This window comes from Asanoa sp. WMMD1127 (assembly GCF_029626225.1).
Taxonomy (GTDB): domain Bacteria; phylum Actinomycetota; class Actinomycetes; order Mycobacteriales; family Micromonosporaceae; genus Asanoa.
The window spans coordinates 44,519-61,501 of the sequence record NZ_JARUBP010000001.1; the positions used below are offsets into that span (position 1 = coordinate 44,519).

Here is a 16,983-nt window from a genome sequence, read left to right on the forward strand (position 1 = left end):
GAGCTCAGGCGGGGGCCGGCGCCCGGCGGCGGGTGCGGCTGAGGCTGATCAGCACGGTCAGTGCCAGCAGGCCGACCACCAGCGAGAAGACGCCGCCGGCCCAGCGCAGGTTCGCGTACTCGATGACGATCCCGACGCCGATCGCCGGCAGGGCGAGCACCGTGTAGAGGATCGCGAAGAAGGCCGAGAACGCCTCGCCGCGACGCTCGGCCGGCACGCCGGTCGCGATCGCCCGCAGGCCCGCGCTGACCGCGCTGCCGGTGGCGAGGCCGACCACCACGGCGGCGGCCAGCAGCGCCGGCAGCGAGGCGCCGAGCACCGCCGTGGCGATCAGGGCGGCCGCGATGATCAAGGCGACGCAGGACGCGGGCAGCGACACCCGGGGCGGCAGGCGGCGGTCGATGAGCTGGCCGGTGCCGGTGAAGACGAAGCCGAGGAAGACCACGAAGCCGGTCAGCGCCGGGTCGTGCTTGCCGAGCTCCGTGCCGAGCAGGATGCCGGTGATCGAGGTGAGCACGCCGAGCACGGCGAAGCCCGCGCCGGCCGCCGCCGACGCCCGCACGAACTCGCCACGGATCTCGCGCGGGACGCGCAGGCGCTGGAGGCGGAACGTGGCTCTGCCGCGGCGGACGGTCTCGGCGACCACGGTCAGGCCGAGCAGGGACAGCACGATCAGTCCGAGATGGACGATCCAGCTCAGCCGCAGCGGGTGGCCGGCCCACTCGGCGAGGATGCCGGCGAGCATGGTGCCGGAGGCGAGCCCGCCCATGTTGGCCACGAGCGCCAGCACGGGACCCAGCCACTTGCGGTCGGCCGGGAGCTGCTCGCCGATCGCGGCGGTGCCGGCCCCGGTGGCCAGGGCGGCGGAGAAGCCGGAGAGCACCCGGGCGGCGAGCAGCATGCCGAGGCTGTCGGAGACGAGGAACAGACTGGCCGCGGCCGCGGCCAGCAGCAGCGCGATGGCCAGCACGGGCTTGCGGCCGATCTGGTCGGAGAGCCGGCCGAGGGTGAGCAGGCCGACGACGACGCCGATGGCGTACACGGCGAAGAGGACGGTCACCTCGACGGGAACGATGCCGACGGCGCTCTCGTAGAGCGGATAGAGCGGGGTGGGCACCGTGGTGCCGAGCATGACGGTCCAGAAGACGAAGGCCGTGATTCCGACATTGCGCACGACCGCCAGCCTAACCAGCTCACGATCTTGGCCGGGTGTGCTCTTGCTGACAGGTGCTGGCGCGGCCGCGGCTCGACCGTTCAGCTCCAGCGGGCGCCACGACCTCTAGCCGCCTTCGACCGGCATAAGTCCGTTGCCGCCCAGAGCGCCGCCCCATTCCGAACCTTCAACCAAATGGGTGCATCACAGCTTTGAAGTTGGCGATCAGTGCATGACGGGGAAACGATTGTGGGGTGGCCCAGATCCAAGACCGTCCCCCAGCCAACTTCCAGCTCAAGCCGTATATGGTCGGGGTGGTTGGTGTGGTTGTTCTGGGAATCGGATTATTTCTTGGGTTCAAGCCGTCCACCGTTGACTCCACCGATTGTGGAAGCGTTTTCGTCTCCAAGGAAGACAGCGTCGAGCTCGAGGACAGTCTCGGTCAGCTTGGTGCCCTCTATGGAGGGGGCCAGCCGAGGGCCGGCCACGCCAGCGAGTGCGCAGACCTCGTCGCGGCAAAGCGAACACCAGCCTGGACAAGTCTGGTCATCGGAGGTCTCTTGCTGCTCCTTGTCTATCTCCCAACCGCTCACGCGAGAGAGACAAGACATCGCAGGAAGAGCGAGCCGCAGTAAATGATCACCGAATCAGCACGTCGCCTAAGTTGTGCCAGGTTAGCCACGACCACCTGACGAATTACTCCGAATCCGGCCGGAGGCACGGACGCGATACCGAGGCATTCAATGGCTTCCGTGAAGGTCGTCGACCCGTATGAGGCAACGGCTCAGCTCCGGTTCGCCGACTGAAGCTCAGGGCTGGGCGTGGGCCGGGCGGTGGCTGGAGGGGCCGCGCTGGGCCGGTGGGCGCTCTTCGGCGTCGGCCGGCGGCCGGGACTTGGCCGCTTCGGCGATCGCCACGTCGAACTGTTGCGCGCTCGGCCACTTGCTGACCATGACCAGCATCAGCACGACGCCGCCGATGCTCCAGACGCCGACCACCGGTGGGATGTCGAAGCGTTCGGCCAGGACGCCGGTGACCAGGACCGCGGCACCCTGCATCAGTTGCACGCCCGTGGCCATCACGCCGAATGCGCGGGCACGGTAGCCGTGCGGGAGGGCCTGCACGAACAGGCCGTTGGCGACCGGCATCAGGCCGGCCACGGCGAAGCCGGAGATCGCCGCCAGCAGCGCCACCACGACCGGTGACGGGTTGAACAGCGCCGGCACCAGGACCAGGGGCGACAGCACCGCGAACGGGCGGACCAGGAGCTGGCGGACCGAGGGTGGCACCAGGCGGGCCATCGTCAGGCCGCCGATGATGAAGCCGACCGGGTTGGCCGCCATGATCAGGGCCTGGTAGCCGCCGGCCGCGCCGCCGCCGGCTTTCTCCTGCGCCCAGGCGGCGGCCAGGCCCTCGGGGACGATCGAGAACAGCATCGCGGAGAAGACCAGCAGGGCGATGCCGCGCAGCACGGGCTGGCCGAACACCAGGCGGAAGCCCTCGCCGGTCTCGCGGAGCAGGTTGGACCGGTGCGCGTCGGTCATCGCCGGCGGGCGGTGCCGGGTGCCGAACCAGATCAGCAGGGCCGACGCGAGGAACGTGCAGACGTCGACGAGGATCGCGGCCCGCGGGTTGAAGGCGGCGATGGTCGCGCCCAGCGCGTAGCCGGCGACCTGGGCCGCCTGCCCGGTGCTGTTGTTGAGCGACAGCCCGACGACCAGCTTGTCGCCCGGCAGGATCAGCGGCATCAGCGCCGACCGGGCGGCCTGGCTCGGTGGGTTGGCCAGCGTCGCGACGAACAGGATGACCAGCATGACCGGCACGGGCAGGCCGGGGATCAGGATCAGCGCGATGAGCGCCATCCGCAGCAGGTCACAGGCCACCATGACCGTGCGGTACGGGTAGCGCTCGGCGAGGGTCGCGAGCAGTGGGCCGCCGACGAGCCAGGGGAGGTAGCTGATCGCGAACGCCGCGGCCGACAGGGCCACCGACTGCGACTCGTGGTAGACGATGACCGTGACCGCGGCCTTGGAGATGTAGTCACCCAGCCAGGAGAGCGCACTCGCCGCAAAGACCGCGCGGTATTCGCGCTGGCCGAAAACCTCACGGAAGGTTGCCGGCCGATTGGACGGTCGTGTCTCGTCGGACACTGGCTAAGCCTCCATCGCCCTCGGCCAGCCCACTTGTGGCGGTGCGACCGAGCAACGTTGTCAGACGTCGGGGGTGAAGTGAGCTTGGGACGGATTCTGCCCGATCGTCTGACAACTGGCTAGGGCGAACGGGCAGGGGGTCGCTTGTCCGACTGAACGATCGGACGATACCCGACCGTTCAACCGGGGCGCGACCCCGACTCGCACGTCCTTCGATCTGCGAAAACAGGTCTAACTAGGACCGCCCTCCGGTGCGGAGGGGCGTGGGAGCACCCGGGCCGCGGCGAGCTGGGCCGTGATGCCGGCGCCGGCCAGGGCCTCGGTCAACCGGCGGCGCAGCTCCCGGCCGACGACGTACTGTCCGTCCGCAGTGGTCTTGGCGATGGTCCGGATGACGGTGCCGTCGACGGTCACGCTCTCCACGCCGAGCACCTCCGGCGCCTCCACGAAGTGATCGGTGAGCTCCGGGTCCGCGTAGACCTTGGTCGCCGCCGCCCGCAGCACCTCGGTGGCCTCCTCGGCGTCCGCGAAGCCGATCGGCATGTCGATCATCAGCATGGCCCAGCCCTGGCTCTTGTTGCCGACGCGGATGATCTCGCCGTTGCGGATGTACCAGAGCACCCCGCGGGCGTCCCGGACCGTGGTGATCCGCAACCCGACCGCCTCGACGATGCCGGTCGCCTCGCCCAGGTCGACCGTGTCGCCGACGCCGTACTGGTCCTCCAGCAGCATGAACAGCCCGCCCAGCAGGTCCTTGACGAGGCTCTGGGCGCCGAAGCCGATGGCCAGGCCTAGGATGCCGGCGCTGGCCAGCAGCGGGCCGAGGTTGAAGCTGAGCTCCTCGAGCACCATCAGCAGCGCGATCGAGAAGACGAACGCGGTGACCATGCTGCGCAGCACGGAACCGATCGCCTCGGACCGCTGGCGGCGCCGCTCGGGCATGGTCGCGGCGCTGTCCACCGGGCCCGTGGGCGTCCGGTTGCGCAGCGGCTTGAGGATCGCCGGCACCGAGCCCTCGGAGGTCGACCGGACCAGCCGGCTGATCAGCTTGTGCAGGAGCCAGCGGGCGATCATCGCCAGGAGCAGGATCGCGATGATCCGCAGCGGTTTGACGAGAAAGTAGTAGCTGCCTTCGGCGGCCCAGGTGGAACCGGTCAGGTCGAACATCCAGTCGCAAACGGCGTCGTTGTTGGCGCAACTGGGCGTCGGAGCGGGCGTGGCCGGTGCCTCGGCGAGGTTCATGATCGTGTCGATGGCAGTCACACCTGCGTTCGTACCGCATGGGCCGTGAGCCGGAAAAGCCGGGCTCAGGCCGACCGCAACGGGACGGAACCGACCATCTCACCACAGGAAACCAAAGCTTCACTCACCGACCCCGGATTAGTACGTGCAATCGGGTCCCCCATCAGGGACTATTGCTGCACGGGCGAAGGCAGACCGCCGGCGCCGGTCGTGGCGCACGCCGCTCACGGCCTCACACACACGCAGACCTGTGGAGCGGGCGAGAAACGACCGAGAGGGTGAGCGGGATGCCTGACATACGACCGACCGTGGGCTCCGGGGTATTAGTCCTGAACGCCACCTATGAGCCCCTGTGCGTCGTGTCAGTGCGAAGAGCCGCGATTCTCGTCCTGTCCGCCAAGGCCGTCTGTGTCGCCGACGGCGAGGGGTTCCTGCACAGCGTCCGCCACGAGCTGCCGGTCCCGTCCGTCGTCCGGCTCACCCGCTACGTGCGCGTGCCCTACCGGGCCACCGTCGGGCTCTCCCGCCGCGCGATATTCGCCCGCGACGGCTGGCGCTGCGCCTACTGCAAGGGTCCCGCGGAGACCATCGACCACGTCTTCCCGCGCAGCCGGGGCGGCCGGCACGCCTGGGAGAACGTCGTCGCCGCGTGCGCGAAGTGCAACCACAGCAAGGGCGACAAGACCCCGGCCGAGCTGGGCTGGCGCCTGCACACCAAGCCGGCCGCCCCCAAAGGAGTCGCCTGGCGGGTGCTCGGCCACCGCGCCCCCGACCCGCGCTGGGCGAGCTGGCTCGACCTGCCGGCCGCCGAGGTCGCCGAGGTCGCGGCTTAGAGATCGTGCGCTGAGACCAGCGACGCGAACACGACCACGTTGTCGGCGTAGCCGGTCGCGCCGCCGACCCAGCGCCCGCCACAGGTGATCAGCCGGAGCCCGGGCCGGCTGAAGTCGCCGTGCAGCCGGTCGGCGGGCACGGCCGACTTGTCGAACCGCTCCACCGAGTTGACCTCGAACACCGCCACCGAGCCGTCCCGCCGCCGCACCTCGACCGTGTCGCCCGGGTCCAGGGTGGACAGCTTCGCGAACACCGCCGGCCCGGTCTTCGTGTCGACGTGACCGACGACCACCGCGGGGCCGAACTCACCGGGGGTCGGGCCCTCGTCGTACCAGCCGGTCTCGTTGGGCTCGTCGACCGGTGGCACCTCGATCGTGCCGTCCTTGGCCAAACCCACGTCGTGGATGGGCGCGTCGACGCCGATGGCCGCGATCGTGATCCGGGTGGGCCGGCTGGCCTCCAGCACCGGGAACTCGCGCGGCGGCGGCTTGTCGGCCGGCCCGAACCAGTCCGGCAGCGCGAACCCGCCGCTCGCCTGCCCGAGCCCGAGACCGGTCAGGAACACCCCGAGCAGGACCAGCGTCACCACCCCCGGCACGCCGAGCACCCGCCGCCTCCGCGGCGTTAGGAACGGCCCGTTGCCATCGCTTTCCGCATAGGAACGGCCCGTTCCAAGCGCCGGCTTGCCGGCGGCCGGCCGGCCGGCGGCGGTCGGCACGCGGGCCGGTGAGGCGGGTGAGGCCGGCGGGGCGGAGCGGGCCGGTGGGGGTGGTGCGGTCGCTCCCGGCAGCCGGAGCAGGTCCCGGATGATCGGGATGCGCTCCTCGTCGGGCCGGTCCGGCCCGAGCGGATCAGCGGCCGAGTCCGACATGGTCGCTAGGCCGGTCGCCGGCGGCGGCGCAGCGCGACCGCGAGACCCGCGCCGGCCGCGACCGTGCCCAGTCCACCGACCAGCGCGACCGTCCCGTCACCGCCGGAGCCCGCGAGACCCCCGCCGCCGGTGTGTGGGCCATGGCTCGGCCGGGAGTGTGCGATCACCCGGAGCTTCGTCTCCGCCTTGCCGCTCTTGACGCAGGTGAGCGTCACCTCGTAGTCACCCTCGCGGGTCCCCCACGGCACCGTCGCCTCGCCGACCAGGGCGTCCCACTGCGGCACGAGCATGACCTCGCCGAACGCCTTGGAGTGCGCCTTGGCCTCGTCGACCCGGTCCTTGCAGCTCGCCTTGATCGACACCTGCTCGCCGGCCTGGACGGTGCTCGGGCTGACCTCGATCCAGGTGCCGTGGGCGGCGCCGGCGTCCGGCTGGCCGCCGCCCGGGGGCGCGGAGCGGCCCGGCTCGGCCTGGCCCTGCTGCTGGCGCGGCGGCTCGGTGGGCGGGTCCGCCTGGGCCAGCGCCCCGGCGATGATCACGGTCCCGGCGGCCGCGACCGCCCCAACGGCAACGACCCGCCCAAGCGTGGCAAACGACACGACAGACACGAAAGCCCCCCTCCGCCTGGGGAGACGATAACCCCGCCTATCGGCCCAAAGCCGCGAAAACGGTCAGGTAACCCGAGAACGATTCGCGGAAAACCGCCGCCAGGACTCGGCTTCCATGATCGTGCGCAAGCGGTGGAAGCCTTCGTACACGTCGACGAAGCGGGTGTAGAGCGGCGCGAAGCCCAACCGGAGCCGGTCGGGGGTGCGGTAGTCCGGGATCACCGACGCGTCCCGCAGCGCCTGGCTGACCTGCCACGCGGCCGGGTGGTGCAGCGTCACGTGCGCGCCGCGGCCCGCGCGGGGCGACGCGAGCGCGAAGCCGTGCGGTGCGAGCCACTCGTCGTACAACGTGATCGCGAAGTCTCCCAGCGCCGTGCCCTTGGCGAAGATCCGGTCGATGCCGGCGGCGGCCGAGAGCTGGACGCCGCAGAGCGCCGCGTAGCCGCCCAGCACCGGCGGGGTGCCCACCAGGAAGCGGTCGACCGACGGGGCCGGGTCGTACGCCGGGCCCATCGCGAACTGGTCCCGTTGCCCGAACCAGCCCCAGATCGGCTGCCGCAGCTCGGCCTGCAGCTCCCGCCGCACGAACAGGAACGCCGGGCCGCCGGGACCCGAGTTGAGGTGCTTGTAGGTGCAGCCGACCGCCAGGTCCACCCCGGCCGACCGCAACGGCGCCGGCATCGCGCCGGCCGAGTGGCAGAGGTCCCAGAGCGCCAGCGCGCCGGCCGCGTGGACGGCGGCGGTGATGCCGGCCAGGTCGGCGATGGCGCCCGAGCGGTAGGCCACATGCGACAGCGCGACCAGGGCGACGTCGTCGTCGAGCGCGGCCCGCACGGCGGCCAGCGTGACGCCGGTGTCCAGGTCGGACGGGATCACCCGCAGCGTCATCCCGCGCGCGGCCGCCACACCCTCCAGCACGTACCGGTCGGTCGGGAAGTTGTCGTCGTCGGTGACGATCACGCCGCGGCCGGGGCGGGCGTCGCAGGCGGCGACCGCGAGCTTGTAGAGGTTGACGCTGGTCGAGTCGCCGAGCACCACCTCGCCCGGCTCGGCCTCCAGCAGGCCGCCGGCCAGCGTGTCGCCGACCTCGCGGGCCAGCGCGATCCAGCGGTCCCAGCCGCGCACCAGGTCGACGCCCCACTCCTCGTCGACCACCGTGCGCAGCCGCTCCCGGGTGGCCTTGGGCAGCCGCCCGAGCGAGTTGCCGTCGAGGTAGACCAGGTCGGGCTCGGCGATGACGAACTCGTCGCGGAAGGCGGCCAGCGGGTCCTCGTCGTCGAGACGGCGGGCCTGAGTGAGGCGATCAACGGGCACGCCGCCACCGTAGCCGGGCAGGATGGGAGGCATGGCGGACCTCCACGACCTGACGGCGCTCGACCAGGGCGCGGCGATCGCCCGTGGCGAGCTGACCAGCGCCGAGCTGGTCGAGCACTACCTGACGCGGATCGCCGCGTTCGGTGACCGGGTCGGCGCCTTCGTGACCGTGACCGCGGACCAGGCCCGCGCCGAGGCGGCCACGCTCGACGCCGCTCCCCCGGACGCGCGCGGCCCGCTGCACGGCGTGCCGACCGCGATCAAGGACCTGACCATGACCGCCGGTGTACGCACGACGTTCGGCTCGGCCGCGTTCGCCGACTTCGTGCCGCCGGTCGACGCGGACGTGGTGACCTACCTGCGCGCGGCCGGCACGGTGTCGCTCGGCAAGACGACCACGTCGGAGCTGGGCGCCTCGTGCTACGCCGAGACGTCGGTCGCGCCGCCGGCCCGCAACCCGTGGGGGCTGGGCAACACGGCCGGTGGATCCAGCGGCGGGGCGGCGGCCGCGGTGGCCGCGGGGCTGGTGTCGGTCGCGCAGGGCTCCGACGGCGGCGGCTCGGTGCGGATCCCGGCGGCGATCTGCGGCCTGGTCGGCTACAAGCCCAGCCGGGGCGTGGTCTCCGGCGGCCCGCTCGGGTTCGCCGGGTTCGGCCTGCCCACGCACGGCGCGCTCGCCCGCACGGTGACCGACGCGGCGGCCTTCCTCGACGCCATGGCGGTGCCGACGATCGGCGAGCCCTACCTGGCGCCGCCCGCGCCCGGCGGCGGTTATCTCGGCGCCGCACGCACGGCCGCGCCCGGCCGCCTGCGGATCGGCCGGTTCACCACGCCGATGCTGGTCGACACGCCGGTCGACCCGGCCTGCGTGGCGGCCGTGGACGCCGCCGCGACCGCGCTGGCCGGGGCGGGGCACGAGGTCGACGACGTCGCGGCGCCGTTGACGCCGGCGATGTGGCCGCTGTTCGAGACGATCTGGCACGTGCTCTCGCTGGCGCCGGTCGCGCCGGAGCGGGAGTCGTCGTTGCTGCCGCTGACCGGCTACCTGCGGGCCCGGGGCGCCACGGTGAGCGCCGGCCAGCTGATGGCGGTGCTGGGCGAGCTGCAGACCCGGGTGCGCGAAGGGCTCGCCCGGCTGGCCGCTTACGACCTGCTGCTCTGCCCGCCGCTGGCGACGCCGCAGGCCGCGGTCGGCTGGTTCACCTCCGCGGCGGAACCGGCCGAGGACTTCGACCGGCAGCGCCGCTTCTCGCCGTACTGCGCGGTGTTTAACGTGACTGGTCAACCCTCGGTGACCGTCCCGGTGGGCGCGACCGACGACGATCTCCCGGTCGGTGTCCTGTTGAGCGGGCGCTACGGCGACGACGCGCGGCTGCTGGCCGTCGCGGCACAGCTGGAGCGGCTCGCCGGGCGTGTTGATCGCCACCCGGCGATCTGGACGGATGCGCCCTCCGCTACCGTGAACGGCGTCTGAGCCGGCTGGGCTTGAAGGGGCGTTGGCGTTGTCAGTTACCGAGACGGTGCTCTACTTCGTCGTCATACCGGCGGCCGCCGTACTGGTGATCGCGGGCCTGGCGGCCGCGGGCGGCGGCCCGCGCCCGAAGCGTTACCGGCCGGGCCGGCCCTACGACTTCCGGCCGGTCTGGTTCCTCTCCTCGCCGGAGCTGCTCTCCCACGCGCCCGAGGAGCCGGACTCGCACATGATCGAGGCCGGCGAGACCCGGGCGCTGACCACCGCGGGCTCCGCCTACGGCGGTCCGGCGGGCGCGATCGAGCCGGTGCCGTCCGCGGCCTCGGCGGGCAAGGTTGGAGGCGCAAGTGACCGCTGGTGACCGCGAGCCCGGCCCGCTGCTGGCCCGCGAGCCCGACCCGGCCCCGTCCGACGCCGCGCAGCACCGCGCGGAGCTGATCGAGGAGGACCGCTACGGTCAGCCGGAGGTGCTCGAAGGGCCCTTCAGCACCCGTCAGCTGCTCCGCCTCGACGAGGCGCTGCGGACCGCCGACCAGGCGACCGGCCTGACCTTCTCCGTCTACGTCGGAGAGATGGAGGAGCCGGTCCGCGACCACGCCGAGCGGATGCACCAGCAGCTGCCCAACGTCGCGTCGGCCGTGCTGGTCGCGGTCAGCCCCAACCAGCGCGTGCTCGAGGTGGTCACCGGCGGCGACGCCCGCCGGCGCATCCCGGACCGCGACGCCAAGCTGGCCGCGCTGTCGATGGTGGCCGCGTTCGGTGGCGGCGACCTGGCCGGCGGCATCATCAGCGGCCTCGACCAGCTCGCCTCCCGCGCCGGCCGCGCCTGATCTCACAGTCGGGCGTGAACGGATCTCGCGTACGGGCCTGGCAGGATTGAGGGCGTGACTGCTCCCGGACGCGACCCCGCCCAGCCGACGTTCTTCGAGCTCGTCGGCGGCGAGCCGACCTTCCGCAAGCTCGTGGCCCGGTTCTACGAGGGCGTGGCCGACGACGCGCTGCTGCGGCCGCTCTACCCGGAGGAAGACCTGGGGCCGGCGGAGGAGCGACTGACGTTGTTCCTGATGCAGTATTGGGGCGGTCCCAACACCTATTCGGCCAGCCGCGGGCATCCCCGGTTGCGCATGCGGCACGCGCCGTTCCGGGTCGGGCCCGAGGAGCGCGACGCCTGGCTGCGGCACATGCGCGACGCGGTCGAGTCGCTCGACCTGCCCGACGACCAGCAGCGCACGCTCTGGGACTACCTGGAGCGGGCCGCGTACTTCATGGTCAATACGATGGACGGACCCGGCGCGACAAATCCGACATAAACGCGTCGCGGGGCACTCTCGGTCGTTGATCCGCACGACCATCGCCGCCTCACCTGAGGAGCCCCGCTCGCATGCGCCGCCGTCTGATCGCCGCCGCTGTGCTGCTCGCTGCCGGGATAGCCGGCATCATGCCCGCCGTCGCGGACGTCGCCCACAAGACCGTCGTGTCGTCGAACCCCGTCGACTTCACGCCGCACGCGCTGGACGGCACCGTCCGGGCGATCGCCGTGGTCGGCAACACGGTGGTGGTCGGCGGCACGTTCAGCTCGGTCGCCAACGACGCCGGCAACCGCGCCCTGCGCCGCCCGTACCTGTTCGCGTTCGACGCCAGGAGCGGCGCCCTGCGCTCGACCTTCGCGCCCGCGGTCGACGGGGCGGTCTACGCGCTCGCGGCGGGCCCCGACAACACCGTCTACGTCGGCGGCGCGTTCCGCTCGGTCAACGGCGTCCGCTCCCGGGGCCTGGCCCGCGTCTCGGTGACCAACGGCGCCCGCGTGCCGGCGTTCAAGGCCGAGATCAACTGGGGCGACGTGCGGACCCTGGCGGTGCACGGCAAGCGGGTGTACGCCGGCGGCCCGTTCACGGCGATCAACGGCGTGAACCGGGCGGGGCTGGCCCGCCTGGACGGCTTGAGTGGGAAGGTCGACACCGGATTCGACGCCCGCCTGCAGGCCACCGAGATGGCCCGCGTCCGGGTCGAGGACATGGCCCTGTCCCCCGACGGCCGGCGCCTGGTCGCGGTCGGCGCGATCACCCACGCGGGCGGCCAACCCCGGCACCAGCTGGCGATGCTCGACGTCTCAGGCGCGAAGGCGGTGGTGACGTCCTGGCACACGGACGCGTACCGGTCGCAGTGCGACACCTCGCTCGACACGTACCTGCGCGGCGTCGACTTCGCCCCTGACGGTTCCTACTTCGTAGCCGTCACCACGGGCGCGCTGACCGGCCCGGGCAAGATGTGCGACTCGGCGGCCCGCTTCGAGAGCGCCGGCGCCGGCGCCCACCGCCCGACCTGGGTCAACCACACGGGCGGCAACACGCTGTTCTCGGTGTCGGTGACCGGCGCGGCGGTCTACGTCGGCGGCCACCAGCAGTGGCTCGACAACCCCAAGGGCAAGAAGACCAAGGGCCCGGGCGCGGTCGACCGCCCGGGCATCGGCGCCATCCACCCGAAGACCGGCAAGGCCCTGCCCTGGAACCCGACCCGCGCCCGCGGCGTAGGCGCCCGCGCCATCGTCGCCACCTCGTGGGGCCTCTACGTGGGCTCGGACACGGACAAGCTGGGCGGCGAATACCACGGCCGCATCGGCATGTTCCCACTTGCCTAGCTCTCGGCGCCTGACCGAGGGAGGACTGCGTGGTCGGGCGGCCGCTGCGCTGGAGCGCCTGACGCGCTCCGCGGACCTGGCCGGGACGCACCGCGCACGGGTGCGGAGCGTTGACCGGTCCCACCTCCTACCACCCGACGGGCGTGTCGCCGCATCGGCGTGTCGTCCCGCGGGCGGAGGGGTCATCGAGAGCACACATGTTTTCGCATGTGCCTACATGCCAAAGCATGTCGGCTCTGAGAAGCACTGCCCTGTCCGTGCCGACACGCCGACGCAGCCAGTTGGCGCAAATGGAGGCCGCGGAGGAGTGCGGCGCTGACCGCCCGCCGTCGAAGAGCGGCCGCCGTCACAGACCGCCCGGCGCGGCGCAGACCACCCGCCGTCACAGACCGCCCGGCGCGGCGCAGACCACCCGCCGTCACAGACCGCCCGGCGGCGCGACCGCCCGCCGTCGCAGACCGCCCGGCGGCGCGACCGCCCGCCGTCGCAGACCGCCCGGGGTGGCGCGGCCTGTCGAGGGGCCGCCGGGCGCGGCGGAGACCGCCCACCATGGAGCGGATCGGTTTGCGTGACGTCGTCGCGTGTCGTGCGATGCCGTCGGCGGAGGCGCAGGCAGGGCCACGGCGGGCCCGGCGAGGCTGGTTAGAGCAGCGCACCTTCGTCGTGGAGCCAGTCGACGAAGGTGCTGGAGACGGCGGCGCCGCAGTCGAGCATTTCGACCAGGAGCGCGTCGTGGGCGCCGGCGCCCAGGGGGACCTGGATCTCCGCGTAGATGGGGAGCTGGCCCCGCTCCGTCGGATCACCCACGTAGGCCTTGCAGAAGCGGCGCGTGTGGTTCCACTCGTTGACGACGCGGTAGGCGCGGTCGGCCCAGTCCGGCGGGACCGTCGAGTGTGGACGGGCGCGGACCACCAGGATCTCGTCCTCCGGCCCTTCGAGGGTGAACAGCACCGCGTGTCGTTCCCACATCGCCAGCAGGCTGCCGTCGCCGTCGGCCAGGTAGCGGATGTCGAGCAGGTCGAGCGCGTCGCCGAGGCGGCGGAGGGTGACCGGCTCGACGGCCGCCGGTCGGTCGGACGTCTCCCGCGGCACGGCCAACTGGGCCAGTGGCTCGAGCACTACCGCGTTGGGATCGCGTTGCGGTGGCACTCCCAATCGGACGATGCCATCCTCGGCCCGAAGCTCGGACTCAACCCCACCGGCGTGGCCGGGACGCCATGACCACCAAGGCATCGCTCGCGCACCTCACTCCCCAGCGAATCCGTCCGCGTACGTTGCGTGGGACCCGGGGTGACGGTACCCGGAAGGTCGGCGGAGGGCATCCCCCCAACGCCAGGCCGGACCCGAACGGCCGTCCGTGGATCAGCCGAAAGTACGAGGCGATGCCGGTTTTAGGAGGAATTGCTGGACGGGCGGTAGCCACGCGACCCCGAAGGGTGCAGAGAGGCCGATCCATCTCCCGGATATACGTACGTCGATCGATTCGGTCGAGTCGCCGAGAAAGCCCATCCGAACGACGGCCTGGATCAACCGTTGCGACACATCGACGGTGGACTGTTCGGCTTTGACGACGATCGCCACGTGGTCGAGCAGCGCGTCCCGCAGCGCCCGCTGGCCGACCGCCCGGCCGCCCACGCCCTCGCGGGTCGCGGTGCGCAGCGTGCCGGCCGCGGCGGCGGCGACCCGGCGGATCTCGTCGGCCGGTACGGACTCCACGACCTGGCCACCGGAGGCCGGCGGCAGCGGCCAGCGCCAGTCGGCGTCCCGCCGCGGCGGCAGGTTGGCGCCGCCCCGGGCGACCTCCTCGAACAGGGCCGCGGCCGACACGGTGGCGTCGGCGGCCGCGCCACCGGCCACGGACCGGCCGACCAGCACCCCCCACGGCAGCGGCGCCCAGAGCTGGACATGCCCGTCGGCGGGACGCAGCCGGACCACCGTCGCCGCGTCGAGCCGGACCAGCCGGCTCAGGAACGCGCCCACGTCGGTGCGAGCCGCGAGACCGTGCGTCATGACGGCCCGAACGGCGACAGGAACTCGCGCTCCTCCGCCGAGAGGCGACGGGGCCGGGCCGCGGCCAGGTCGAACGGCACGCACACCGACCGCGCCCGGCTGGCGACCAGGCCGTCGTCGAACAGCTCGTAGCCGATCACGAACCGGGACGGCCGGATCTCCTCGACCCACATCTCGATCCGCACCGCGTCGCCGTAGTCGACCGGGCGCAGGTAGTCGATCTCGTGCCGCGAGATGACCACGCCCTCCTCCAGTGTCGTCAGGCCGTGCTCGCGCGCCGCCACGAACATCAGGGCAACGCGCGCCTCCTCGTAGAGCGTGAGGAAGCGCGCGTTGTTCACGTGCCCGTAGACGTCCATGTCGGACCAGCGCAGTGCGGCCTCGTAGACGAACCTGGCCACGACGTCAGTCGCGGGTCAGCTTGCGGTACGTCACCCGATGCGGCCGGGCGGCCTCGGCGCCGAGCCGGTCGATCTTGTTCTTCTCGTACGCCTCGAAGTTGCCCTCGAACCAGAACCACTTCGACGGGTTCTCCTCGTCGCCCTCCCAGGCCAGGATGTGCGTCGCCACGCGGTCGAGGAACATCCGGTCGTGCGAGATGACCACGGCGCAGCCGGGGAACTCCAGCAGCGCGTTCTCCAGCGAGGAGAGCGTCTCGACGTCGAGGTCGTTGGTCGGCTCGTCGAGCAGGATCACGTTGCCGCCGATCTTCAGCGTCAGCGCGAGGTTGAGCCGGTTGCGCTCGCCACCGGACAGCACCTTGGTCGGCTTCTGCTGGTCGGGACCCTTGAAACCGAAGGCGGCGACGTACGCCCGGGACGGCATCTCGACCTTGCCGACCATCAGGTGGTCGAGCCCGTCGGAGACGACCTCCCAGACCGTCTTGTCACCGTTGAGGCCCTCGCGGTTCTGGTCGACGTAGGACAGCGACACCGTGTCGCCGACCTTCACCGAGCCGGCGGTCGGCTCCTCCATGCCCACGATGGTCTTGAACAGCGTGGTCTTGCCGACGCCGTTCGGGCCGATGATGCCCACGATGCCGTTGCGCGGCAGCGAGAACGAGAGGTTGGAGATGAGCGTACGGTCGCCGAAGCCCTTGGTCAGCTCCTTGGCCTCGATCACCGTGTTGCCCAGGCGCGGGCCCGGCGGGATCTGGATCTCCTCGAAGTCGAGCTTGCGGGTCTTCTCGGCCTCGGTGGCCATCTCCTCGTAGCGGTCGAGCCGGGCGCGCGACTTGGTCTGCCGCGCCTTGGCGTTGGACCGCACCCACTCGAGCTCCTCGGATAGGCGCTTCTTCATCTTGGCGTCCTTGCGCCCCTCGACCGCGAGCCGGGCCGCCTTCTTCTCGAGGTACGTCGAGTAGTTGCCCTCGTAGCCGATCGCGCGACCGCGGTCGAGCTCGAGGATCCAGCCGGCCACGTTGTCGAGGAAGTACCGGTCGTGGGTGATCGCCAGGACGGTGCCCGCGTACTTGGCCAGGTGCTGCTCCAGCCACTGCACGCTCTCGGCGTCGAGGTGGTTGGTGGGCTCGTCGAGCAGCAGCAGGTCGGGCGCCTCGAGCAGCAGCTTGCACAGCGCGACCCGGCGGCGCTCACCACCGGAGAGCGTGGTCACGTCGGCGTCCGGCGGCGGGCAGCGCAGCGCGTCCATGGCCAGCTCGAGCTTGGAGTCGATGTCCCACGCGTCGGCGTGGTCGAGCTCCTCCTGGAGCTTGCCCATCTCCTCCATCAGCTCGTCGGAGTAGTCCGTCGCCATCTGCTCGGCGATCTTGTTGAACCGCTCCAGCTTGCTCTTGGTCTCGGTGACCGCCTCCTCGATGTTGCCGAGCACGGTCTTCGCGTCGTTGAGCGGCGGCTCCTGCGCCAGCATGCCGACGGTGTAGCCCGGCATCAGCCGCGCCTCGCCGTTGCTGGCCTGGTCGAGCCCAGCCATGATCTTGAGCAGGCTGGACTTACCGGCGCCGTTGGGACCGACGACCCCGATCTTGGCGCCCGGCAGGAAACTGAGCGTCACGTTGTCGAGCACGACCTTGTCGCCGTGCGCCTTGCGCGCCTTTTCCAGGACGTAGATGTACTGGGCCACGGTGCGGCCTACCTCCGTGTCATTGGTCGATACCGGCAGAACGCCATCGTCAATCCTGACAGGTGACCAGCCGAACGCCCACATCACCCCAGCCCGTCCTGGCTAAGGCCGCCGCTCGACCACCTCGTAGGTCGACTGGTTGCCGTCGTTCGACTGGGTCAGGGCCGTGCTGGTGACGTGGTAGGTCGTGCGCCCGTCGTCCGTTTCGTTGGTGGCCAGGTAGCCGTCGTCGGTGTTCTCGACCGTCGTCAGGAACAGGGCGTTCTCGCCCGGGCGCAGGTCGCCGCCGATCGGGCCCACGTAGCCCTGGTAGAAGATCGTGCCCGCCGTGTCGCGGCAGATCCAGACCTGCCGATCGTCCTCGGTGCGGATGTAGAGGATCTCCACCAGGCCGCCGGGCGAACCGGCCTCCGCCGCGGCCGACTCCGCCGCCGACGGGCATGGATCACCCCGCGGCGGGTCAGGCTCCCGCGTGCCGGTCGCCGAATCGCGCGCGTCGGCCACCCGTACCCCCGCGATCCAGCCGACCGCCGCGCCGATCACCGCGAGCAGCAGCAGCGCGACCAGGAAGGCCCCGACGCGTGGTTTCGACACGCCTACGAGCCTGTCA

Annotated in this window: 17 protein-coding genes; 6 read left to right on the plus strand and 11 right to left on the minus strand. The window is 71.7% G+C overall.

Translation table 11 applies throughout. The features are described from left to right. Nucleotides 1-4 precede the first annotated feature (4 nt). The 3 genes from O7635_RS00230 to O7635_RS00240 all read right to left on the minus strand — a co-directional run bounded on the left by O7635_RS00230 (nt 5) and on the right by O7635_RS00240 (nt 4,545). Nucleotides 5-1,174 (minus strand): MFS transporter, encoded by a 1,170-nt coding sequence (locus O7635_RS00230; RefSeq protein WP_278078361.1) that lies wholly within the window; start codon nt 1,172-1,174, stop codon nt 5-7. Nucleotides 1,175-1,962: 788 nt separating this feature from the next. Further along, nucleotides 1,963-3,303 (minus strand): MFS transporter, encoded by a 1,341-nt coding sequence (locus tag O7635_RS00235; RefSeq protein WP_278078362.1) that lies wholly within the window; start codon nt 3,301-3,303, stop codon nt 1,963-1,965. 231 nt (nt 3,304-3,534) lie between these two features. Then, entirely contained in the window at nt 3,535-4,545 is a 1,011-nt protein-coding gene (locus tag O7635_RS00240) for a mechanosensitive ion channel family protein (RefSeq protein WP_278085332.1), read from the minus strand. Nucleotides 4,546-4,832: 287 nt separating this feature from the next. Between O7635_RS00240 and O7635_RS00245 the strand changes: the two genes are divergently transcribed. Further along, nucleotides 4,833-5,378 carry an HNH endonuclease gene (locus tag O7635_RS00245; RefSeq protein WP_278078363.1) on the plus strand — a complete coding sequence of 182 codons (546 nt, stop codon included), beginning with the start codon at nt 4,833-4,835 and terminating at the stop codon, nt 5,376-5,378. On the opposite strand, the gene O7635_RS00250 is transcribed toward O7635_RS00245, so the two are convergent. The 3 genes from O7635_RS00250 to O7635_RS00260 all read right to left on the minus strand — a co-directional run bounded on the left by O7635_RS00250 (nt 5,375) and on the right by O7635_RS00260 (nt 8,205). Then, a complete protein-coding gene (locus O7635_RS00250) occupies nt 5,375-6,250 on the minus strand; it encodes a class F sortase (RefSeq protein ID WP_278078364.1) in 876 nt (291 codons plus the stop codon). The two genes, O7635_RS00245 and O7635_RS00250, sit on opposite strands and share 4 nt — an antisense overlap. A 5-nt stretch (nt 6,251-6,255) precedes the next feature. Next, a complete protein-coding gene (locus tag O7635_RS00255) occupies nt 6,256-6,849 on the minus strand; it encodes a hypothetical protein (RefSeq protein ID WP_278078365.1) in 594 nt (197 codons plus the stop codon). A gap of 72 nt (nt 6,850-6,921) precedes the next feature. Beyond that, entirely contained in the window at nt 6,922-8,205 is a 1,284-nt protein-coding gene (locus O7635_RS00260) for an aminotransferase class V-fold PLP-dependent enzyme (protein WP_278078366.1), read from the minus strand. On the opposite strand from O7635_RS00260, the gene O7635_RS00265 reads away from it, so the two are divergent. The 5 genes from O7635_RS00265 to O7635_RS00285 all read left to right on the plus strand — a co-directional run bounded on the left by O7635_RS00265 (nt 8,204) and on the right by O7635_RS00285 (nt 12,281). Then, a complete protein-coding gene (locus tag O7635_RS00265; RefSeq protein WP_278078367.1) occupies nt 8,204-9,646 on the plus strand; it encodes an amidase in 1,443 nt (480 codons plus the stop codon). The two genes, O7635_RS00260 and O7635_RS00265, sit on opposite strands and share 2 nt — an antisense overlap. A gap of 46 nt (nt 9,647-9,692) precedes the next feature. Beyond that, nucleotides 9,693-10,004 carry a hypothetical protein gene (locus O7635_RS00270; protein ID WP_347405328.1) on the plus strand — a complete coding sequence of 104 codons (312 nt, stop codon included), beginning with the start codon at nt 9,693-9,695 and terminating at the stop codon, nt 10,002-10,004. A 73-nt stretch (nt 10,005-10,077) separates the two neighbouring features. Next, nucleotides 10,078-10,473 carry a DUF5130 family protein gene (locus tag O7635_RS00275; protein ID WP_278085333.1) on the plus strand — a complete coding sequence of 132 codons (396 nt, stop codon included), beginning with the start codon at nt 10,078-10,080 and terminating at the stop codon, nt 10,471-10,473. A 54-nt stretch (nt 10,474-10,527) separates the two neighbouring features. Continuing rightward, complete coding sequence (locus O7635_RS00280) at nt 10,528-10,953, plus strand: globin (RefSeq protein ID WP_278078368.1); 426 nt, start codon at nt 10,528-10,530, stop codon at nt 10,951-10,953. Between the two features lie 71 nt (nt 10,954-11,024). Continuing rightward, the gene (locus O7635_RS00285) at nt 11,025-12,281 is read left to right on the plus strand and encodes a PKD domain containing protein (RefSeq protein ID WP_278078369.1); all 1,257 of its coding nucleotides are present in this window, start codon (nt 11,025-11,027) and stop codon (nt 12,279-12,281) included. Nucleotides 12,282-12,923: 642 nt separating this feature from the next. On the opposite strand, the gene O7635_RS00290 is transcribed toward O7635_RS00285, so the two are convergent. From O7635_RS00290 to O7635_RS00310, 5 genes are all read right to left on the minus strand, one after another. After that, nucleotides 12,924-13,514, minus strand: a complete 591-nt coding sequence (locus tag O7635_RS00290) for a YbjN domain-containing protein (protein ID WP_278078370.1) — start codon at nt 13,512-13,514, stop codon at nt 12,924-12,926. A gap of 129 nt (nt 13,515-13,643) precedes the next feature. Continuing rightward, nucleotides 13,644-14,291 (minus strand): hypothetical protein, encoded by a 648-nt coding sequence (locus tag O7635_RS00295; protein ID WP_278078371.1) that lies wholly within the window; start codon nt 14,289-14,291, stop codon nt 13,644-13,646. After that, complete coding sequence (locus O7635_RS00300) at nt 14,288-14,692, minus strand: thioesterase family protein (protein WP_347405252.1); 405 nt, start codon at nt 14,690-14,692, stop codon at nt 14,288-14,290. Before O7635_RS00300 ends, O7635_RS00295 begins: the two co-directional genes overlap by 4 nt. A 4-nt stretch (nt 14,693-14,696) precedes the next feature. Beyond that, on the minus strand, nt 14,697-16,373 hold the full coding sequence (gene ettA / locus O7635_RS00305) for an energy-dependent translational throttle protein EttA (RefSeq protein ID WP_278078372.1): 1,677 nt from the start codon (nt 16,371-16,373) through the stop codon (nt 14,697-14,699). Between the two features lie 102 nt (nt 16,374-16,475). Next, nucleotides 16,476-16,967, minus strand: coding sequence for a hypothetical protein (locus O7635_RS00310; protein WP_278078373.1), 492 nt, complete (start codon nt 16,965-16,967; stop codon nt 16,476-16,478). Between the last annotated feature and the right edge of the window lie 16 nt (nt 16,968-16,983).